General features: G+C 73.3%; 14 protein-coding genes and 1 pseudogene. 10 read left to right on the top strand and 5 right to left on the bottom strand.

From position 1 onward, the window contains the following. Positions 1 to 63: 63 nt before the first annotated feature. Together ACIHAR_RS00280 and ACIHAR_RS00275 are read right to left on the bottom strand one after the other, a co-directional pair. Positions 64 to 432: a hypothetical protein gene (locus ACIHAR_RS00280; RefSeq protein WP_365456713.1), complete on the bottom strand. Its 369-nt coding sequence runs from the start codon at positions 430 to 432 to the stop codon at positions 64 to 66. Between the two features lie 125 nt (positions 433 to 557). Then, positions 558 to 1,451 carry a hypothetical protein gene (locus ACIHAR_RS00275; RefSeq protein WP_400015506.1) on the bottom strand — a complete coding sequence of 298 codons (894 nt, stop codon included), beginning with the start codon at positions 1,449 to 1,451 and terminating at the stop codon, positions 558 to 560. 244 nt (positions 1,452 to 1,695) lie between these two features. Between ACIHAR_RS00275 and ACIHAR_RS00270 the strand changes: the two genes are divergently transcribed. Further along, positions 1,696 to 3,750, top strand: coding sequence for a SpoIIE family protein phosphatase (locus ACIHAR_RS00270; protein ID WP_400015504.1), 2,055 nt, complete (start codon positions 1,696 to 1,698; stop codon positions 3,748 to 3,750). A 691-nt stretch (positions 3,751 to 4,441) separates the two neighbouring features. On the opposite strand, the pseudogene ACIHAR_RS00265 reads toward ACIHAR_RS00270, so the two are convergent. Continuing rightward, positions 4,442 to 5,254 (bottom strand): annotated as a pseudogene (locus ACIHAR_RS00265) (putative protein N(5)-glutamine methyltransferase); the annotation flags it as partial. Between the two features lie 249 nt (positions 5,255 to 5,503). Here ACIHAR_RS00265 and ACIHAR_RS00260 point away from each other — a divergent pair. The 8 genes from ACIHAR_RS00260 (at position 5,504) to ACIHAR_RS00225 (ending at position 12,702) form a co-directional block, all read left to right on the top strand. Further along, positions 5,504 to 5,941, top strand: coding sequence for a MarR family winged helix-turn-helix transcriptional regulator (locus ACIHAR_RS00260; protein ID WP_400015502.1), 438 nt, complete (start codon positions 5,504 to 5,506; stop codon positions 5,939 to 5,941). 491 nt (positions 5,942 to 6,432) lie between these two features. After that, positions 6,433 to 7,038, top strand: a complete 606-nt coding sequence (locus tag ACIHAR_RS00255) for a sulfite oxidase-like oxidoreductase (RefSeq protein WP_365456725.1) — start codon at positions 6,433 to 6,435, stop codon at positions 7,036 to 7,038. A 136-nt stretch (positions 7,039 to 7,174) separates the two neighbouring features. Next, positions 7,175 to 7,894 (top strand): ferredoxin reductase, encoded by a 720-nt coding sequence (locus ACIHAR_RS00250; RefSeq protein WP_400016299.1) that lies wholly within the window; start codon positions 7,175 to 7,177, stop codon positions 7,892 to 7,894. 93 nt (positions 7,895 to 7,987) lie between these two features. Then, positions 7,988 to 8,569: a hypothetical protein gene (locus ACIHAR_RS00245; protein ID WP_365456728.1), complete on the top strand. Its 582-nt coding sequence runs from the start codon at positions 7,988 to 7,990 to the stop codon at positions 8,567 to 8,569. Positions 8,570 to 8,694: 125 nt separating this feature from the next. Further along, the gene (locus tag ACIHAR_RS00240; RefSeq protein ID WP_365456731.1) at positions 8,695 to 9,663 is read left to right on the top strand and encodes an acetylxylan esterase; all 969 of its coding nucleotides are present in this window, start codon (positions 8,695 to 8,697) and stop codon (positions 9,661 to 9,663) included. Positions 9,664 to 9,761: 98 nt separating this feature from the next. Further along, on the top strand, positions 9,762 to 10,928 hold the full coding sequence (locus ACIHAR_RS00235; protein WP_400015498.1) for a serine hydrolase domain-containing protein: 1,167 nt from the start codon (positions 9,762 to 9,764) through the stop codon (positions 10,926 to 10,928). A gap of 123 nt (positions 10,929 to 11,051) precedes the next feature. Then, the gene (locus tag ACIHAR_RS00230; RefSeq protein ID WP_365456737.1) at positions 11,052 to 11,882 is read left to right on the top strand and encodes a GntR family transcriptional regulator; all 831 of its coding nucleotides are present in this window, start codon (positions 11,052 to 11,054) and stop codon (positions 11,880 to 11,882) included. Beyond that, the gene (locus ACIHAR_RS00225; RefSeq protein ID WP_400015496.1) at positions 11,869 to 12,702 is read left to right on the top strand and encodes an alpha/beta hydrolase; all 834 of its coding nucleotides are present in this window, start codon (positions 11,869 to 11,871) and stop codon (positions 12,700 to 12,702) included. Before ACIHAR_RS00230 ends, ACIHAR_RS00225 begins: the two co-directional genes overlap by 14 nt. Before the next feature lie 8 nt (positions 12,703 to 12,710). On the opposite strand, the gene ACIHAR_RS00220 is transcribed toward ACIHAR_RS00225, so the two are convergent. Next, positions 12,711 to 13,436 carry a class I SAM-dependent methyltransferase gene (locus ACIHAR_RS00220; protein WP_400015494.1) on the bottom strand — a complete coding sequence of 242 codons (726 nt, stop codon included), beginning with the start codon at positions 13,434 to 13,436 and terminating at the stop codon, positions 12,711 to 12,713. Between the two features lie 10 nt (positions 13,437 to 13,446). Beyond that, a complete protein-coding gene (locus ACIHAR_RS00215; protein ID WP_365456745.1) occupies positions 13,447 to 14,019 on the bottom strand; it encodes a PadR family transcriptional regulator in 573 nt (190 codons plus the stop codon). Positions 14,020 to 14,090: 71 nt separating this feature from the next. Here ACIHAR_RS00215 and ACIHAR_RS00210 point away from each other — a divergent pair, with 71 nt between their 5' ends. Next, entirely contained in the window at positions 14,091 to 14,489 is a 399-nt protein-coding gene (locus ACIHAR_RS00210) for a nuclear transport factor 2 family protein (protein WP_365456748.1), read from the top strand. Positions 14,490 to 14,505 lie beyond the last annotated feature (16 nt).

The raw sequence follows: 14,505 nt of genomic DNA, 5'->3' as shown, positions 1-14,505 counted from the left end.
GAGCCGGGGGGTCTGTGCCGCAGGTCACCGCCCTGCGCCGGGTTCATCGCCCCGCGTCTCGGGTCACCGGCTTTCGAGCAGCACGTGCAGTTCCCTCTCCTGGTCCCCGGAGGCCGAGGACAGGTCGCGCACCGCGAACAGGGAGTCCAGCGTGGTGCGGAGCCGCTCGATCGCCCAGTAGCCGCCCTGCGCGTCGGCCTCGACGGAGGAGGAGAGCCGGGGCGGAGGCGCGCACTGCGCCGCCTCGGTGACCTCGAAGGTGCCGAGCCACACCATCGGGCGGGTCTCGTGGATCTGTTCGGGCACCTCGTCGGGGCCGCGGTCCGACTCGAAGCAGGCGCACAGCGCGTCGAACACGATCCGGGCGTCTTCCTTGTTGCATCCGCTGATCTCGACGGAGACGGACTCCTCGTGCGAACGCTCGCGGTCCATCGTGATCGCTCCTCTCGTGGCGGTGGCGCGGTAGCGCGGGTTCCCCGCGAACCGCGCCACATCCCAAGAAAAGCACCACTTTCCCGAGCGGGCACCACCTGAGGGGCACCCGCCCGGGACGGGACTCATCCCTGGGTGAAGCGGTAGGTCTTGCTGTCCGTCAGCACACAGAAGCCGGGCGAGAGGACGATCACCCGCAGGGTGCCGGTACGGCGGTCGTAGTCGATGCCCTCCGTCTCGAAGGTGCCCGAGCAGGAGCTGCGCAGCGGAAGCTGGCGCAGGGCCGTGACGCGGCCGGTCACGTCGGCGGTTCCGCCCGGTTCGGCGGACAGGTCGATCCGCAGCAAAGGCTTGGTGATGCCGAAGAGGGTGCCCGCGGGGTCGTCGGAGGAGCACAGGAGGGTGGTGGGGCCGGTGAAGTCGCAGCCCTGCACGTCCCGCACGGCACGGTCCAGGCGGACGGTGGACGCCTGCGGCAGGTTCGCCGAGGGCGAGGTGCCCGGGTTGACCCCCGGGGTCGGGAAGACCAGCAGCCGGGTCATGGTGCCCCACTCGCCGGACAGCATCCACTGGCCGCCAGGGGCGATCGCCACCCAGGAGTTGTTGAGGGCCTCTCCCGAGCCGAGCGTGTGGACGTACTCCGACCAGGCGCCGCCGGGCGTGCGCACCCGGAACATCTTCGAGGTGCCCGAATCCCGCTGGTAGGGCTCGATGTAGTAGCCGTCGTAGGAGGCGTCCGGGTCGCCGACGTGGTTCCAGCCGCGCACGCTCACACCGATCGGGATGGTGCCGATGCCGGTGTAGCGGTTGGCGCTGTGGACCGGGACCTCGACCGAGGTCAGGCCCTGACTCTCGGTCAGCGGGTCGGCGCGGTCGGAGCCGACCTCGGTCCAGGTGTCGGCCGCCGCGGCGGGCGGGGCGGCGCCGAGGGCCGTGACCGTCGCGGTGACCAGCGCGACCAGGGCGGCGCGGGCGGCACGAACCGGCCGACGGCGTCTGCGGGCAGGGCGCAGGGGCATGGGTCTCCTCTGGGACGGGGGGTGGGTGCGCGCTCGGCGGACAGTGTGTCCGAGGTCTGTGGTCATGTACAGACCAAGCAAATGGATGCAAGTGGACCATGAGGAGAACGGCGCGCCGCGCCGTACTGGAGGAGCATGGAAGACGGTGACCCCGGCGCGGGAGAGAACGGTTGTGGGCGGTAGAACGAGCGGAGTCGGCACGGGGGACGGCGTGCCGCGTCGGCCTTCGGAGGCGATGCCCGGCATGAGCGCAGACGGCGTGGCCGCGGGCGGCGGGCCGACAGGGCCCAGCGGCCTGCTGGACGTGCTGAACGTGGCCTCGGTGGTTCTCGACACCGAAGGCCGGATCGTGCTGTGGAGTCCGCAGGCCGAAGAACTGTTCGGTTACTCGGCGCAGGAGGCCCTGGGCCGGTACGCGGCGCACGTGATGGTGCACGAGCGCCACTTCGAACTGGTCGTGAAGCTCTTCAGCGACGTCATGTCCACGGGCCGAAGCTGGGCGGGCGCCTTCCCGATCCTCTGCAAGGACGGCAGCACGCGGCTGGTGGAGTTCCGCAACATGCGCCTCGTGGACGACCGGGGTGACGTGTACGCCCTGGGCCTGGCCGCCGACCAGCCCACGGTGCGCCGCCTGGAGCGCGACGTGGCCCTGTCGACGCGGATGGTCACGCAGTCCCCCATCGGCTTCGCCGTCCTGGACACCCAGCTGCGCTACGTCACGGTCAATCCCGCGCTGGAGCGGATCAACGGCGTCCGCGCGGAGGATCACGTGGGCCGGACGATGAGTGAGGTGCTCCCGCTGCTGGACGTGGAGGCACTGGAGTCGGCGACCCGTGAGGTGCTGCGGACCGGTGTGCCGCTCGTCGACCGGTCCGCCGTCGGCCGCACGCCCGCCGACCCCCACGAGGATCATGCCTGGTCGCTCTCGCTGTACCGCCTGGAGGACTCCCGCGGAACCGTGCTGGGCGTGGCCCTCTCCGTCGTCGACGTCACCGAGCAGTACCGGGCGGGCCTCGAAGCCGAGGCCGCGCGCCGCCGCGTGGTCCTGATCGCCGACGCCTCCACCCGGATCGGGACCACCCTCGACCTGGAACAGACCGCTCGGGAACTGGCCGAAGTCGCCGTGCCGGAGCTGGCCGACGTGGCCACAGTGGACCTGCTCGACGCGGTGGTCGCGGGCCGGCGCAGCAGCCTCGGGCCCGCCGAACCGGCCGTGATCCGCGCGCTGGCGGTCCGGGCCGCCGACGGGCCGGACGCGCTCGACGCGGCCGATCGACCCGGACGGATCACCCGCTACGCGCCCGACCGCCTCGTGACCGAGTGCGTGCGCACCGGCACACCGGTGATGGTCACGCACGTCAAGGACGACGACCTGGCACGCATCGCCCGCTCCTCCGAAGCCGCCGGGCTGCTGGAGCGGGCGGGGGTCCACTCCTACCTGGCGGTGCCGCTCATCGCCCGGGGCGAGGTGCTGGGCGCCCTCGACCTCAAACGGACGCGCAATCCGGAGCCGTTCGGGCGGGACGACCTGCTGCTCGCCCGCGAGCTGGCCGCCCGCGCGGCCGTGCAGATCGACAACGCCCGCTGGTACCAGAACGCACGCACCACGGCCCTCACCCTGCAGCGCAGCCTGCTGCCGAGCCACCCCCCGGTCACCGGAGGCCTGGAAGTGGCCTCCCGCTACCAGCCCGCGGGGGCCACCACCGAGGTGGGCGGCGACTGGTTCGACGTGATCCCGCTGGACGGGGGCAAGACCGCGCTCGTCGTCGGAGACGTCATGGGCAGCGGCATCGACGCCGCCGCCACCATGGGCCGGCTGCGCACCGCGACCACCACCCTGGCCTCCCTGGACCTCGACCCGGCCGTGCTGCTGGAGCACCTCGACCGGATCACCTCGGGCCTCGACCACTCCATCGCCACCTGCGTGTACGCCGTCCACGACCCGCGCCTGCGCCAGTGCCGGATCGCCAACGCCGGGCACCTGCCGCCCGCCCGCGTACGCCCGGGGCGGCCGCCGGAGCTGCTCGACCTGCCCACCGGCGCACCGCTGGGCGTGGGCGGGGTGAAGTTCTCCACGACCGACGTCGACTTCGACCCGGGCGACCAACTCGTGCTCTACACCGACGGGTTGGTCGAGACGCGCCGGCACTCCCTGGACGAGCGCCTGGACGCGCTGCTCGCGCTCCTGGACGATCCGGCGCGCCCGTTGGAGGAGATGTGCGACCTGCTCCTTCGCGCCCTGCACCACCCCGACAACCACGACGACGTCGCGCTGCTCGTGGCACGGGCGCGGGAGTGACGAGACCGCACGGAACCCTCCGCCCGCCGTGCGCAACGTGTACGCCGTACGCAACTTCCCCTGCGCGGCAAGGCGGTCATGCACGCCCCGGAAGAAGCCGAGGTGCTGTCGGGCGGACCGGACGGAGAGGAACGGGAGCGCGCGTCGGTGCGCTCGCTGTGGCGGCGGTCGGCCCGTGAACGGCCGTGATCGCCGCGACGACCGTCCTCGCCCTCGCCGTCCTCGTCCTGGCCGTCCTCGTCCTCGCCCCGCCCTCGCCCTCGTCCTCGCCCCGCCCTCGCCCTCGTCCTCGCCCCGCCCTCGCCCTCGTCCTCGCCCCGCCCTCGCCCTCGCCCTCGCCCTCGCCCTCGCCCTCGGCGGCACGGTCGCGTTGCATCGCCGGAACCCGTTCCAGCGACGCGCGGACGGCTTCCGTGTCCTGTCCGGCGCCTTCGACGGCAACGAGTCGGGCGACCGGCGCTCCGGTATCCCGGGACACGGAACGGGTGACCGCGGCGACCGCACGCCCGAGCCGTCGGGCAGCGGCGCCGCGGCCCGAGTCCTACGCCTGGATCTCCCGGCTTCCCCCGGTCTCCTGCTGTTCCCGGATCTCCTGCTGTCCCCAGGGCTCCTGCTCTTCCCCGGCCTCCGGCTCTCCCCCCGTCTCCTGCTTCGGCCGGGGCTCCTGCCCTTCCAGGGGCTCCTGGACTTCCTTGATGCCGATCACCACATGGGCGTACAGCTCCTCGTCCTCGGCCACACGCGTCGTCAGGCCGCCGCGGGTGAACGCTTCGACGGCGTCCGGCGCCTGACGTTCGCTCGTCTCGACGAGCAGGCAGCCGCCGGGCGCCAGCCACCGCGCCGCCCCGGCGGCTACCCGGCGCAGCACGTCGAGGCCGTCGGCGCCGCCGTCGAGGGCGGTGAGGGGCTCGTGGTCGCGGGCCTCGGCGGGCAGCAGGGGGACCTCGCCGGTGGGGACGTACGGCACATTGGCGGCCAGGATGTCGACGCGGCCGCGCAGATGACCGGGCAGCGCCTCGAACAGGTCGCCCACGTGGACCTGTCCGCCGAGGGCGGCGACGTTGCGGCGGGCGCAGCCCACCGCGACCGGGTCGAGGTCGGCGGCGTGCAGTTCGACACGGCGGAGGGCGGAGGCGAGGGCCGCGCCGACCGCGCCCGAGCCGCAGCACAGGTCCACGACGACGGACGCCCGCGGGGCCTGGGCGAGAGCCTGGGTGACGAGGAACTCGGTGCGGCGGCGGGGCACGAAGACGCCCGGTTCGACGGCGATGCGCAGTCCGTGGAACTCGGCCCAGCCGACGACGAGTTCCAGGGGGAGACCCGCGACGCGGCGCTCCACCAGGGCGGCGAGTTCGTCGGGTGTTTGGGCGGCGGCGAGGATGAGCTCCGCCTCGTCCTCGGCGAAGACGCACCCGGCCGCGCGCAGCGCGCCGACGACGGCGTCGTACGAAGGGAACGAGGAGGGAAACGAGGACGAGGACACGGAGGGGGACAGTGGGGGCATGGAAGCCGAGAGCCTTTCGGGAGCCGAAGGGCGCTCTCGCGGTCGTCTAGCGGCGGCGGTCCGCGCCGTCGTGAGGTGAGAGCACCCGGCCTGACACTGCGGTGATGGGTCCCACCTCCTCGGTCGCTCGCGGCTGGGAACATCCGCAGCCGAGGGCACACCCTACCCCAACGGGCGGTCGGGCAGGCCGAGAAGCCGCACCTCACCGGCCTGGTTGTACAGTGCAACCATGGGGGCGAGGGAGGTCCGGTGGAAGCAGCGCAGGCCGTGGAGACCATCCAGCGCGAGATGACGGTGTTCGCGCGGCGCGCCCGTGCCTCGGCGGGCCGGCTGCACCCCGAGCTGTCGCTGGTGTCGTACACCCTGCTCGGCCATCTCGAGGGGAGCGGCGGCTGCCGGGCGACCGACCTGGCCGCGCACTACGCGCTGGACAAGTCCACCGTCAGCCGGCAGGTGGCCGCGCTGGAGCGGGCGGGCCTGGTCGAACGGCGCCAGGACCCCGAGGACCACCGTGTCCAGCTCATCCACCTGACCGGCGAAGGCCGCCGGATGCTCGCCCAGGTCACCGAGAGCCGCCGCACGGCCTTCCGGGAACGCCTCGCGCGGTGGCCGCAGGAGGATCTGGAGCGGTTCGCGGAGTATCTCGTGCGGTACAACGCGGCCGGCGGGCCGCCCACGGCCGGCTAGTACGCGAGAGCCGGCAGCCGACAGCGGGGCGGGAGCCTCCTCCAAGCCCTGGAAGCGCCGGTCGTGCCTTTGCGCGGGGCTCGGTCGCGTTCGCCTCGGTGCCGTCGGCGGGGAGGCGGCAGTCGACCGCCCCGACACGTTCCGGCGGCGACGGCACGGACCCGCGGGCCGGGCTCGGCGACGCCGATGCGGGCGCTGGTGACGACCGCGGCGGCCCCGTCGGCCGCCCCCGCCGGGCCAGGTCCGGCCCCCGCCGTGTGGTCCCGCCGGGGACGAGGGCGACCGGTGCCGCCTCCGGGCTCCGGCCGAGCAAGAAGACGACCCGGCCCTCGCCCGCCCGGCACCGCTCGAGGAGCCCCCGGGCACGCTCCGACCGTGCCGTTCCCGCCTGAGACCCGCGCCGACGAGGTGGCCACCCGAGGTCGGGGCGGCGCCGGCCTGCACGTACGGTTGACCGAGCAAACCGTCGTCGACCGTCCCGCTGGAACCGCATGAACGTCACCCGAGGGTTCACCGGACGCCCGCGCGTCCACAACCCGGGGCTCCCCCCGGGCCAGTACGACGCGGGCGACGACTGGCCCGTCCTCTCCGCCGAGGTCACCCCCGACCTCGCGCCCGCCGACTGGTCCTTCCGGATCGACGGGCTGGTCGAGGAACCCCGTAGCTGGACGTGGGACGAGGCGCACGCGCTGCCCGCCTCGGCGTACGAGGGCGACATCCACTGTGTGACGAGCTGGTCGAAGTTCGGGGTGCGGTTCGGGGGCGTGTCGCTGGACGCCTTCCTGGACGCGGTCCGGCCGCGGGCGACCGCCACCCACGCCGTCGCCTACGCGCACACCGGGTACACCGCCAGCCTGCCGCTCGCCGACCTGACCGGCGGCCGGGCCTGGATCGTCTTCACCTACGACGGCGAGCCGCTGGCCGCCGAGCACGGCGGCCCGGCGCGGCTGCTGGTGCCCCACCTGTACTTCTGGAAGAGCGCCAAGTGGATCGCGGGTGTGCGGCTCCTCGACCACGACGAGCCGGGCTTCTGGGAGCAGAACGGCTATCACGCGCGCGGCAACCCCTGGGAGGAGCAGAGGTACTCCGGTGACTGAGGCCTTCACTTCCCCGGTGACCGCGACACCGACGACCGCCACGCCGGCGACCGCGACACCGGCGACCGCCGCGCCGGCGACCGCCGCGCCGCCCTCGGTCGGCGCGACGCCTTTCGCTCCGCCGACCCGGTTCGCGGTGCCGGGCCGTATCGCCGTCAGTGGCAGCGCGGCCACGACATGGCAGACGGCCACGCTCACCGAGATCCGCCGCGAGACTCCGCGGGCGGCCACCTTCCGGTTCGCGGTGCCCGCATGGGCGGGGCACCTGCCCGGGCAGCACCTGATGCTGCGGCTGACCGCCGCGGACGGCTACACGGCCCAGCGTCACTACTCGCTCGCCTCCGCCCCGGACGACTCGGGGCACATCGAGCTCACCCTCGACCACGTGGACGGCGGCGAGGTCTCCGGCTGGTTCCACGGCGTCGCCGAGCCCGGGGACGAGGTGGAGGTGCGCGGTCCGCTCAGCGGCTTCTTCGCCTGGCCGGGCGATCGGCCGGCGCTGCTGATCGGCGCCGGTTCCGGAGTGGTCCCGCTGATGTCGATGGTGCGCCACCACCGGGCGCGGGGCCTCACGGTGCCGCTGCGGCTGCTGGTGTCCGCGCGCGGCCCCGAGGAGTTGCTCTACGCGCGCGAGTACGGGCCCGAGACGACGCCCGTGTTCACCCGGAGCGCGCCGGAGGGCGTGCCCGTGGGCCGGCTGGCCGCCGCGCATCTGGCGCCGCTCCTCGCCGAGGCGCCGACGGGCGGCTGGGAGGCGTACGTGTGCGGGTCCAACGGCTTCGCCGAGCACGCCTCGCGGCTGCTGGTCGAGGCGGGGCAGCCGGTGGACCGGATCCGGATCGAGCGGTTCGGCTGACGGTTTCCCGCTCGCCGCGGAATGAACGATCTCCCCCGAACGGGGTATTTCCTCCATGTGGGCACTCGTCCGCGTGACGGCGAGGAGGTCGACATGCGAACCCGGGTGCGCGACTTGCGCCGGCGCGGCAACCCGCTGCGGCGCCGGTCGGACGTCGTGGAGGCGTGGACGGCGCTGGTGGTGGCCGTGCTGCTGCTGGTGGGCGCGCCCCTGGCAGGGGCCGTCGCCGGCCTGTGGGCCCATGAGGACGCGCGGGCGACGGCGGCCGAGCAGCGGGCGGAACGGCATCGGGTGCGGGCCGAGGTCGTCAGCCGGCCGCCGGACACGCTGCCGACTGCGGAGGGCATCCGGGACTCCTACCGGGTCACCGTGCGGTGGACGGAGCCGGGGCAGACGACGCGGACGGCCACCGCGCGGGTTCCGGCGGGCACCCAGCAGGGTGACGTGGTCCCCGTGTGGTTCGACGCGCGGGGCCGGAGCGTCGAGCCGCCGACGGACGGCACGGCGGTGTGGCAGCACACGATCGTCCTCGGTGTGGCCACGGCGGGCGGCACGGCCGCCGTCGTCCTGCTCGGGCACACGATGGTGCGCCGGGTGGCGATGCGGCGCCGGCTGGACGAATGGGACCGGGAGTGGGCGCGGACGGGCCCCGAGTGGAGCCGACGCAGCGCGTGAGCTCCCCGGCGCGGACAGACCGTCGCGAGGACCCGGCCGGTGCGTGGACAGGGTCTGGCGAGCGCTTCCACCGCCCACGTACGGTGTGATCATTCGTTCGGCCACTGTACAAAAGGCGGTTGTTCATGGCCCTGTTCGACCTGTCCCTCGAGGAGCTTCGCGAGTATCGGAGCGCGTCCACCGAGCCGGAGGACTTCGAGGCGTTCTGGTCCAAGACCCTCCAGGAGGCCCGCGAACACGACCTGGACGCGCGCTTCGAGCCCGTCGACACGGGGCTGGCGACGGTGCGCGTGTACGACGTGACGTTCTCCGGGTTCGGCGGTCATCCCGTGAAGGCGTGGCTGACGCTGCCCGCCGGGGCCGAGGAACCGCTGCCGCTGGTCGTGGAGTTCGTCGGGTACGGCGGTGGCCGCGGCCTGCCGCACGAGCACCTGCTGTGGGCGTCGACGGGCCGTGCGCACTTCATCATGGACACCCGCGGCCAGGGCAGCGCGTGGGGCGGCGGGGGCGCCACCGCCGATCCGGTGGGCGGCGCGCCGGCGTACCCGGGTTTCATGACGCGGGGCATCGACGCACCGGAGAACTACTACTACCGCCGTGTGTTCACCGACGCGGTGCGCGCCGTCGAGGCGGCCCGGTCGCATCCGCTGACCGACGCGGCGCGCACGGCGGTCCTCGGCGCGAGCCAGGGCGGCGGCATCAGCATCGCCGTGGGCGGCCTGGTGCCGGACCTGGTGGCGGTCGCCCCTGACGTGCCGTTCCTGTGCGACTTCCCGCGCGCGGCGACCCTGACGGACCGTCACCCGTACCGGGAGATAGGCCTGTTCCTCAAGACCCACCGCGGGCGCACGCAGGACGCGCTGCGCACCCTGTCGTACTTCGACGGGGTGCACTTCGCGTCGCGCGCCTCGGCTCCCACGCTCTTCTCGGTGGCCCTGGAGGACCAGACCTGCCCGCCGTCGACGGTGTTCGCCGCCTTCAACGCGTGGGCGCACGAGGACAAGGCGATCGAGGTGTACGACTTCAACGATCACGAGGGCGGCGGCCCTCACCACGAGGCGGCCAAGGTGCGCTGGCTGCGCTCGCACTCCTGAGACGCTACGACCTTCCCTCCGGTCCGACCAGTCGGTATGTTCGGGGAGCCCGGGCCGCACGGCCGCCGTCCGGGCTTCCGGCGGATCACGGAGGGCCCATGTCCGAGCACGCGCCACAGGTCCACGGCCACTGCGACGCGCGCTTCGCCGCGGTGCGGACGGCGTTCGAGGAGAACTTCCGGGAGCCGGGCGAGCTGGGCGCCGCGGTGACCGTCATGGTGGACGGCGTGACCGTGGCCGACCTGTGGGGCGGCTGGGCCGACCGGGCGCGCACGCGCGCGTGGGAGCGGGACACCCTGGTCAACGTGTGGTCGACGACGAAGGGCCCGGTGGCACTGTGCGCGCACATCCTGGCCGACCGGGGGCTGCTGGACCTCGACGCGCCGGTGGCCGCCTACTGGCCCGAGTTCGCGGCGGCGGGCAAGGAAGGGGTGCTCGTCCGGCACCTGCTGTCCCACCGCGCGGGGCTGTCCGGTCTGCGCGAGCCGCACACCCTGGAGCAGCTCTGCGACTGGGAGCTGACGACCGGCCGCCTCGCGGCGATGGAGCCCTGGTGGGAACCCGGCACGCACTCCGGCTACCACGCGATGACATACGGCTTCCTGGTCGGCGAGGTCGTGCGGCGCGTCTCCGGTCTGCTGCCGGGAGCCTTCCTGGAACGGGAGGTGACGGGTCCGCTCGGCATCGACTTCACCATCGGGCTGCCGGAGAAGGAGGCCGGGCGGGCCGCCGAGCTGGTGCATCCGCCGGCCGCGTCGAGCGGTGAGCAGTCCGCGGTCCTCAGCCGGCTCGCGCCCGCCGCCATCGCCGCGCTGGCCAATCCCCCGTTGGGCGCGGAGCAGGCGAACTCGGCCGAGTGGCGGGCCGCCGAGATCCCGGCCGCGAACGGCCACGGCACCGCACGGGCCGTCGCCGCGCTGTACGCCATCCTGGCCGGGCGGGGTTCCCACGCCGGCCGCCGCGTCCTGTCCGCCGAGGCCGCCGAGCGGGTGCGCGAGGGACAGGGCAGCTGCCGGGACCTGGTGCTGGGCGCCGGTCTCGCGCGTGACACGGAGATCGGGCTCGGCCTGTGGCTCAGCGGCCCGACCGGCTCGTACGGGCCCAATCCGCGGGCTTTCGGACACGACGGCTTCGGCGGCTCCTGCGGCCTCGCGGACCCGGAGGCCGGGTTGTCGATGGGGTACGTCATGAACCGCATGGGCCCGCACATCGCGGACGACCCGCGCAAGACGGCGCTGGTGAAGGCCGTGTACGAGGCGCTGTGAGGGTGTGCGGGGCGGTCCGGTTTCGGCCGATCGGACCGCCCACCCTTCCCTATTGGTTTAGACCAATGCTAGATCTGGTGGCGCACAAGCCCGCTCGGCACGCACCCCCAGGAGGCGCGCGGCATGGCCCGCACCACCCCCCACGAACGGCCCATGTACTGGCGGATAGCGAAGGAGTTGCTCGACGAACTGCGCGACGGCACCATCCCGCCCGGTGAACGCCTCCCCGGTGAGCGGCAGTTGGCGGAGCACTTCGGGGTCAGCCGGGTGACCGTCCGGCACGCGCTGGACGTGCTGCGCCGGGACGGGCTGGTCGCGACCGACCGACGAGGCACCCACGCCGCCCTCCCCGGAGCGCCGGTCGGCACCCTGTCCTTCCTCGCCTTCCCCGTGGGCGCCGGGACCGGGGACGACCCCGCGGCGGTGGACCGGGCCACCGTCGCGTGGGGACCGCCCCCGCCGGGGCACGCCGAGGCGCTCGGACTCGCCCCGCACCGCCCGACGCTGGTCCACCGTTACGCGTCCGGGGGAACCGACGGTCGCGGGCCGCGCACGGCCGTGACCTCCTTCTCCCCGATCGCCGTCGCCGAGGTGCCCGAACTCGCCCGCTACCGCGACCGCGCCGACACCACCGGATCACCGGAACTGCGCCGCGCCTACGACTGGATGCGCCGGGCGGGCCTGACCCTGCACCACCGGGACGCCCTCACCGTCGACGACGAGGCCCGCGCGCTGCGGGTCACACGCCGCGTCCACGACCAGTACTCCCGGCTGCTGGAGATCACCGACCTCGTGATGGACGCCCGGCACGAGGAACTGGTCTACGCGTTCACCCTTCCGGCGGCGGACGCGCCGTACCCCGCCGGGACCCCGCACGGTGGGTGCAGAGCCGTGCGCTCTGAGTCGATTCGCGCGCCGCGTCCGCTGTCAGTATCGGCGCATGACGACGCATGACGCGCAGCAGATCGAGGCGGCCAACGCCTCCGACCGCACTCCGGTCGTCTTCGTGCACGGTCTGTGGCTGCTGCCGAGCAGCTGGGACCGCTGGGCGGCCCACTTCGAGAAGGCCGGCTACGCCCCGGTCTCCCTGTCCTGGCCCGACGACCCGGAGACGGTCGAGGAGGCCAACGAGCACCCGGAGGTCTTCGCCGGCAAGACGGTCGGGCAGGTCGCCGACCACCTGCAGCAACTGATCGGCTCCCTCACGCGCAAGCCGGCGATCATCGGCCACTCCTTCGGCGGCCTGCTCACGCAGATCCTCGCCGGGCGTGGCCTGTCGGCCGCGTCGGTGGCGATCGACCCGGCGCCGTTCCGGGGTGTGCTGCCGCTGCCGATATCCTCGCTGCGCGCGGCGGCGCCGGTGCTGACCAACCCGGCCAACCGCAACCGGGCCGTGCCGCTCACCTACGACCAGTTCCGCTACTCGTTCGCGAACGCGGTGAGCGAGGAGGAGGCCAAGGAGCTGTACGAGACGTTCGCGGTGCCCGCGCCGGGCGCGCCGCTGTTCCAGGCGGCGACGGCCAACATCAACCCGTGGACGGAGGCGAAGGTCGACACCGAGAACCCGGACCGCGGCCCCCTGCTGATCGTCTCGGGCGAGAAGGACCACACGGTGCCCTGGGCCCTCTCGCACGCCTCCTTCAAGAGGCAGCAGCACAACCCGGGCGTCACGGAGATCGTCGAGATCAAGGACCGCGGGCACGCGCTGACCATCGACCACGGCTGGCAGAAGGTCGCGGACACCGCCCTGTCGTTCGTACGGCGCTTCGTCTGACCCGCGGGTCAGGGCACCCGTCGCGCCTCGACCATCCGGACGCGTGGGCTTCCGTCGCTCCTGGTGCCGAACTCGGGCAGGGTGCGGAGGTCCACGCGGAAACCGGCGCGTTCCAGTTCGCGGCGCACCTCACCGAGCCGGAAGGCCCGGTAGTACATCACGAACGGCGGCCGCCACACGGCGTTGCGCACCCGCATCACGGCGTCGAAGCCGAGGAGCATCCAGAAGGCCGGGGAGGACGGGCGGGGCGGCGCGAGCACCGGGAAGGCGAAGCGGCCGCCCGGTCGCAGCGCCCCGTGCACCTGCGCGAAGAGACCCGGCAGCTCGCGCGGCAGGAAGTGCCCGAACGCACCGAAACTGACGACGAGGTCGAAGGCGGCCGTGAACGGCAGGGCGCGGGCGTCCGCCCGCACCCAGGACACCCGCGGGCCCTCCGGACGCGTGCGCTCCCGGGCGACGGCGAGCATGCCGGCGCTGAAGTCGACCCCGGTGACGCTGCGCCGGCACACGGTCGCCAGCACCTCGACGCCGGCGCCGGTGCCGCAGCACAGGTCGAGTCCGTCGTCGTACGGGCCCGTCCGGCGCAGGGCCGAGGCGACCGCGTCCAGGACGGAGTCGGGGGTGCGGAAGGGCGTGTGGTCGAACTTGGGCGCGAGCAGGTCGTAGCCGTGCTCGACGGACGACAGCGCCTGGACGGCGAGTTCGCGCAGCGTGGGGCCTTCGGGGCTGAACATCGGCGTCAGCCTATCCCCGCCGGGTGAGGGCAGCGCGGCGCTCCAGCACCGTGAGGGCACGTTCGCACCAGCGCACGTTCTGCTCCTCGAAGCCGATGCCGCCCATCAGGGTCAGGTAGGGGCCGATCCGGTCGGCCTCGCCCAGGTACTCGTCCTCGCTGCGGCCGTCGAGGAGCCGTTCGCGCACGCGCTCGTAGCGGGCGAGCTTGGCGCGCGCCCAGGTCAGGCGCTCCTCGATCTGGGCACGGGTCACCCCGGGATCCACGCCGTCCATCGCCTGGATCCTGACGAGGAGTTCGTCGCGGATGGCGGTGGGCCGGCGGGGCGGGGTCGCGGCGAAGGCGCGCAGGTCCTCACGGCCGGCCTCGGTGAGCGTGAACATCCGTTTGTTGGGCCGGCGTTCCTGCTGCACGACCCGTGCCTGGATCAGTCCGTCCTGCGCGAGCTTCTCCAGTTCCCGGTAGAGCTGCTGCGGGGTCGCGGGCCAGAAGTTGGCGAGTGAGACGTCGAAGGTCTTGGACAGCTCGTAGCCCGAGGCCTCGCCTTCCAGGAGGGCGGCCAGGACGGCGTACTTGAGGGACATGTGGACATGGTACGGGCCGGTGATTATTGTCATCGGCACCTATTCAAATAGTTGTCCATGAGGGGATCTCGATGCGCGCGTTCCGTGAAGCGGTGGAGGCCGGCGACCTCGAGGCCGTGGAGGCTCTTCTGGCGGAGGACGTGGTGTTCACCAGTCCGGTCGTGTTCAAGCCGTACCCGGGCAAGGCGATCACCGCGGCGATCCTGCGGGCCGTGTCGCAGGTCTTCGAGGACTTCCGGTACGAGCGGGAGCTGGCCGGCGCGGAGGGCCGTGACCACGCGCTGGTGTTCACCGCCCGGGTGGGTGAGCGCGAACTCACCGGCTGCGACTTCATCCATGTGAACGAGGACGGCCTCATCGACGAGCTGACGGTGATGGTGCGGCCGTTGTCGGGTGCGCAGGCGCTGGCGGCGGCGATGGGGGCGCGGTTCGAGGAGATCGTGAAGGCTGCGGAGGCACGGTCGGCCTGACCGGGCCGGGGACGCG

The organism is Streptomyces sp. NPDC052016 (genome assembly GCF_044548445.1).
Lineage (GTDB): Bacteria > Actinomycetota > Actinomycetes > Streptomycetales > Streptomycetaceae > Streptomyces.
The sequence above is the reverse complement of the archived record's forward strand: the minus strand, read 5'-3'. Positions and strand labels throughout refer to the sequence as shown.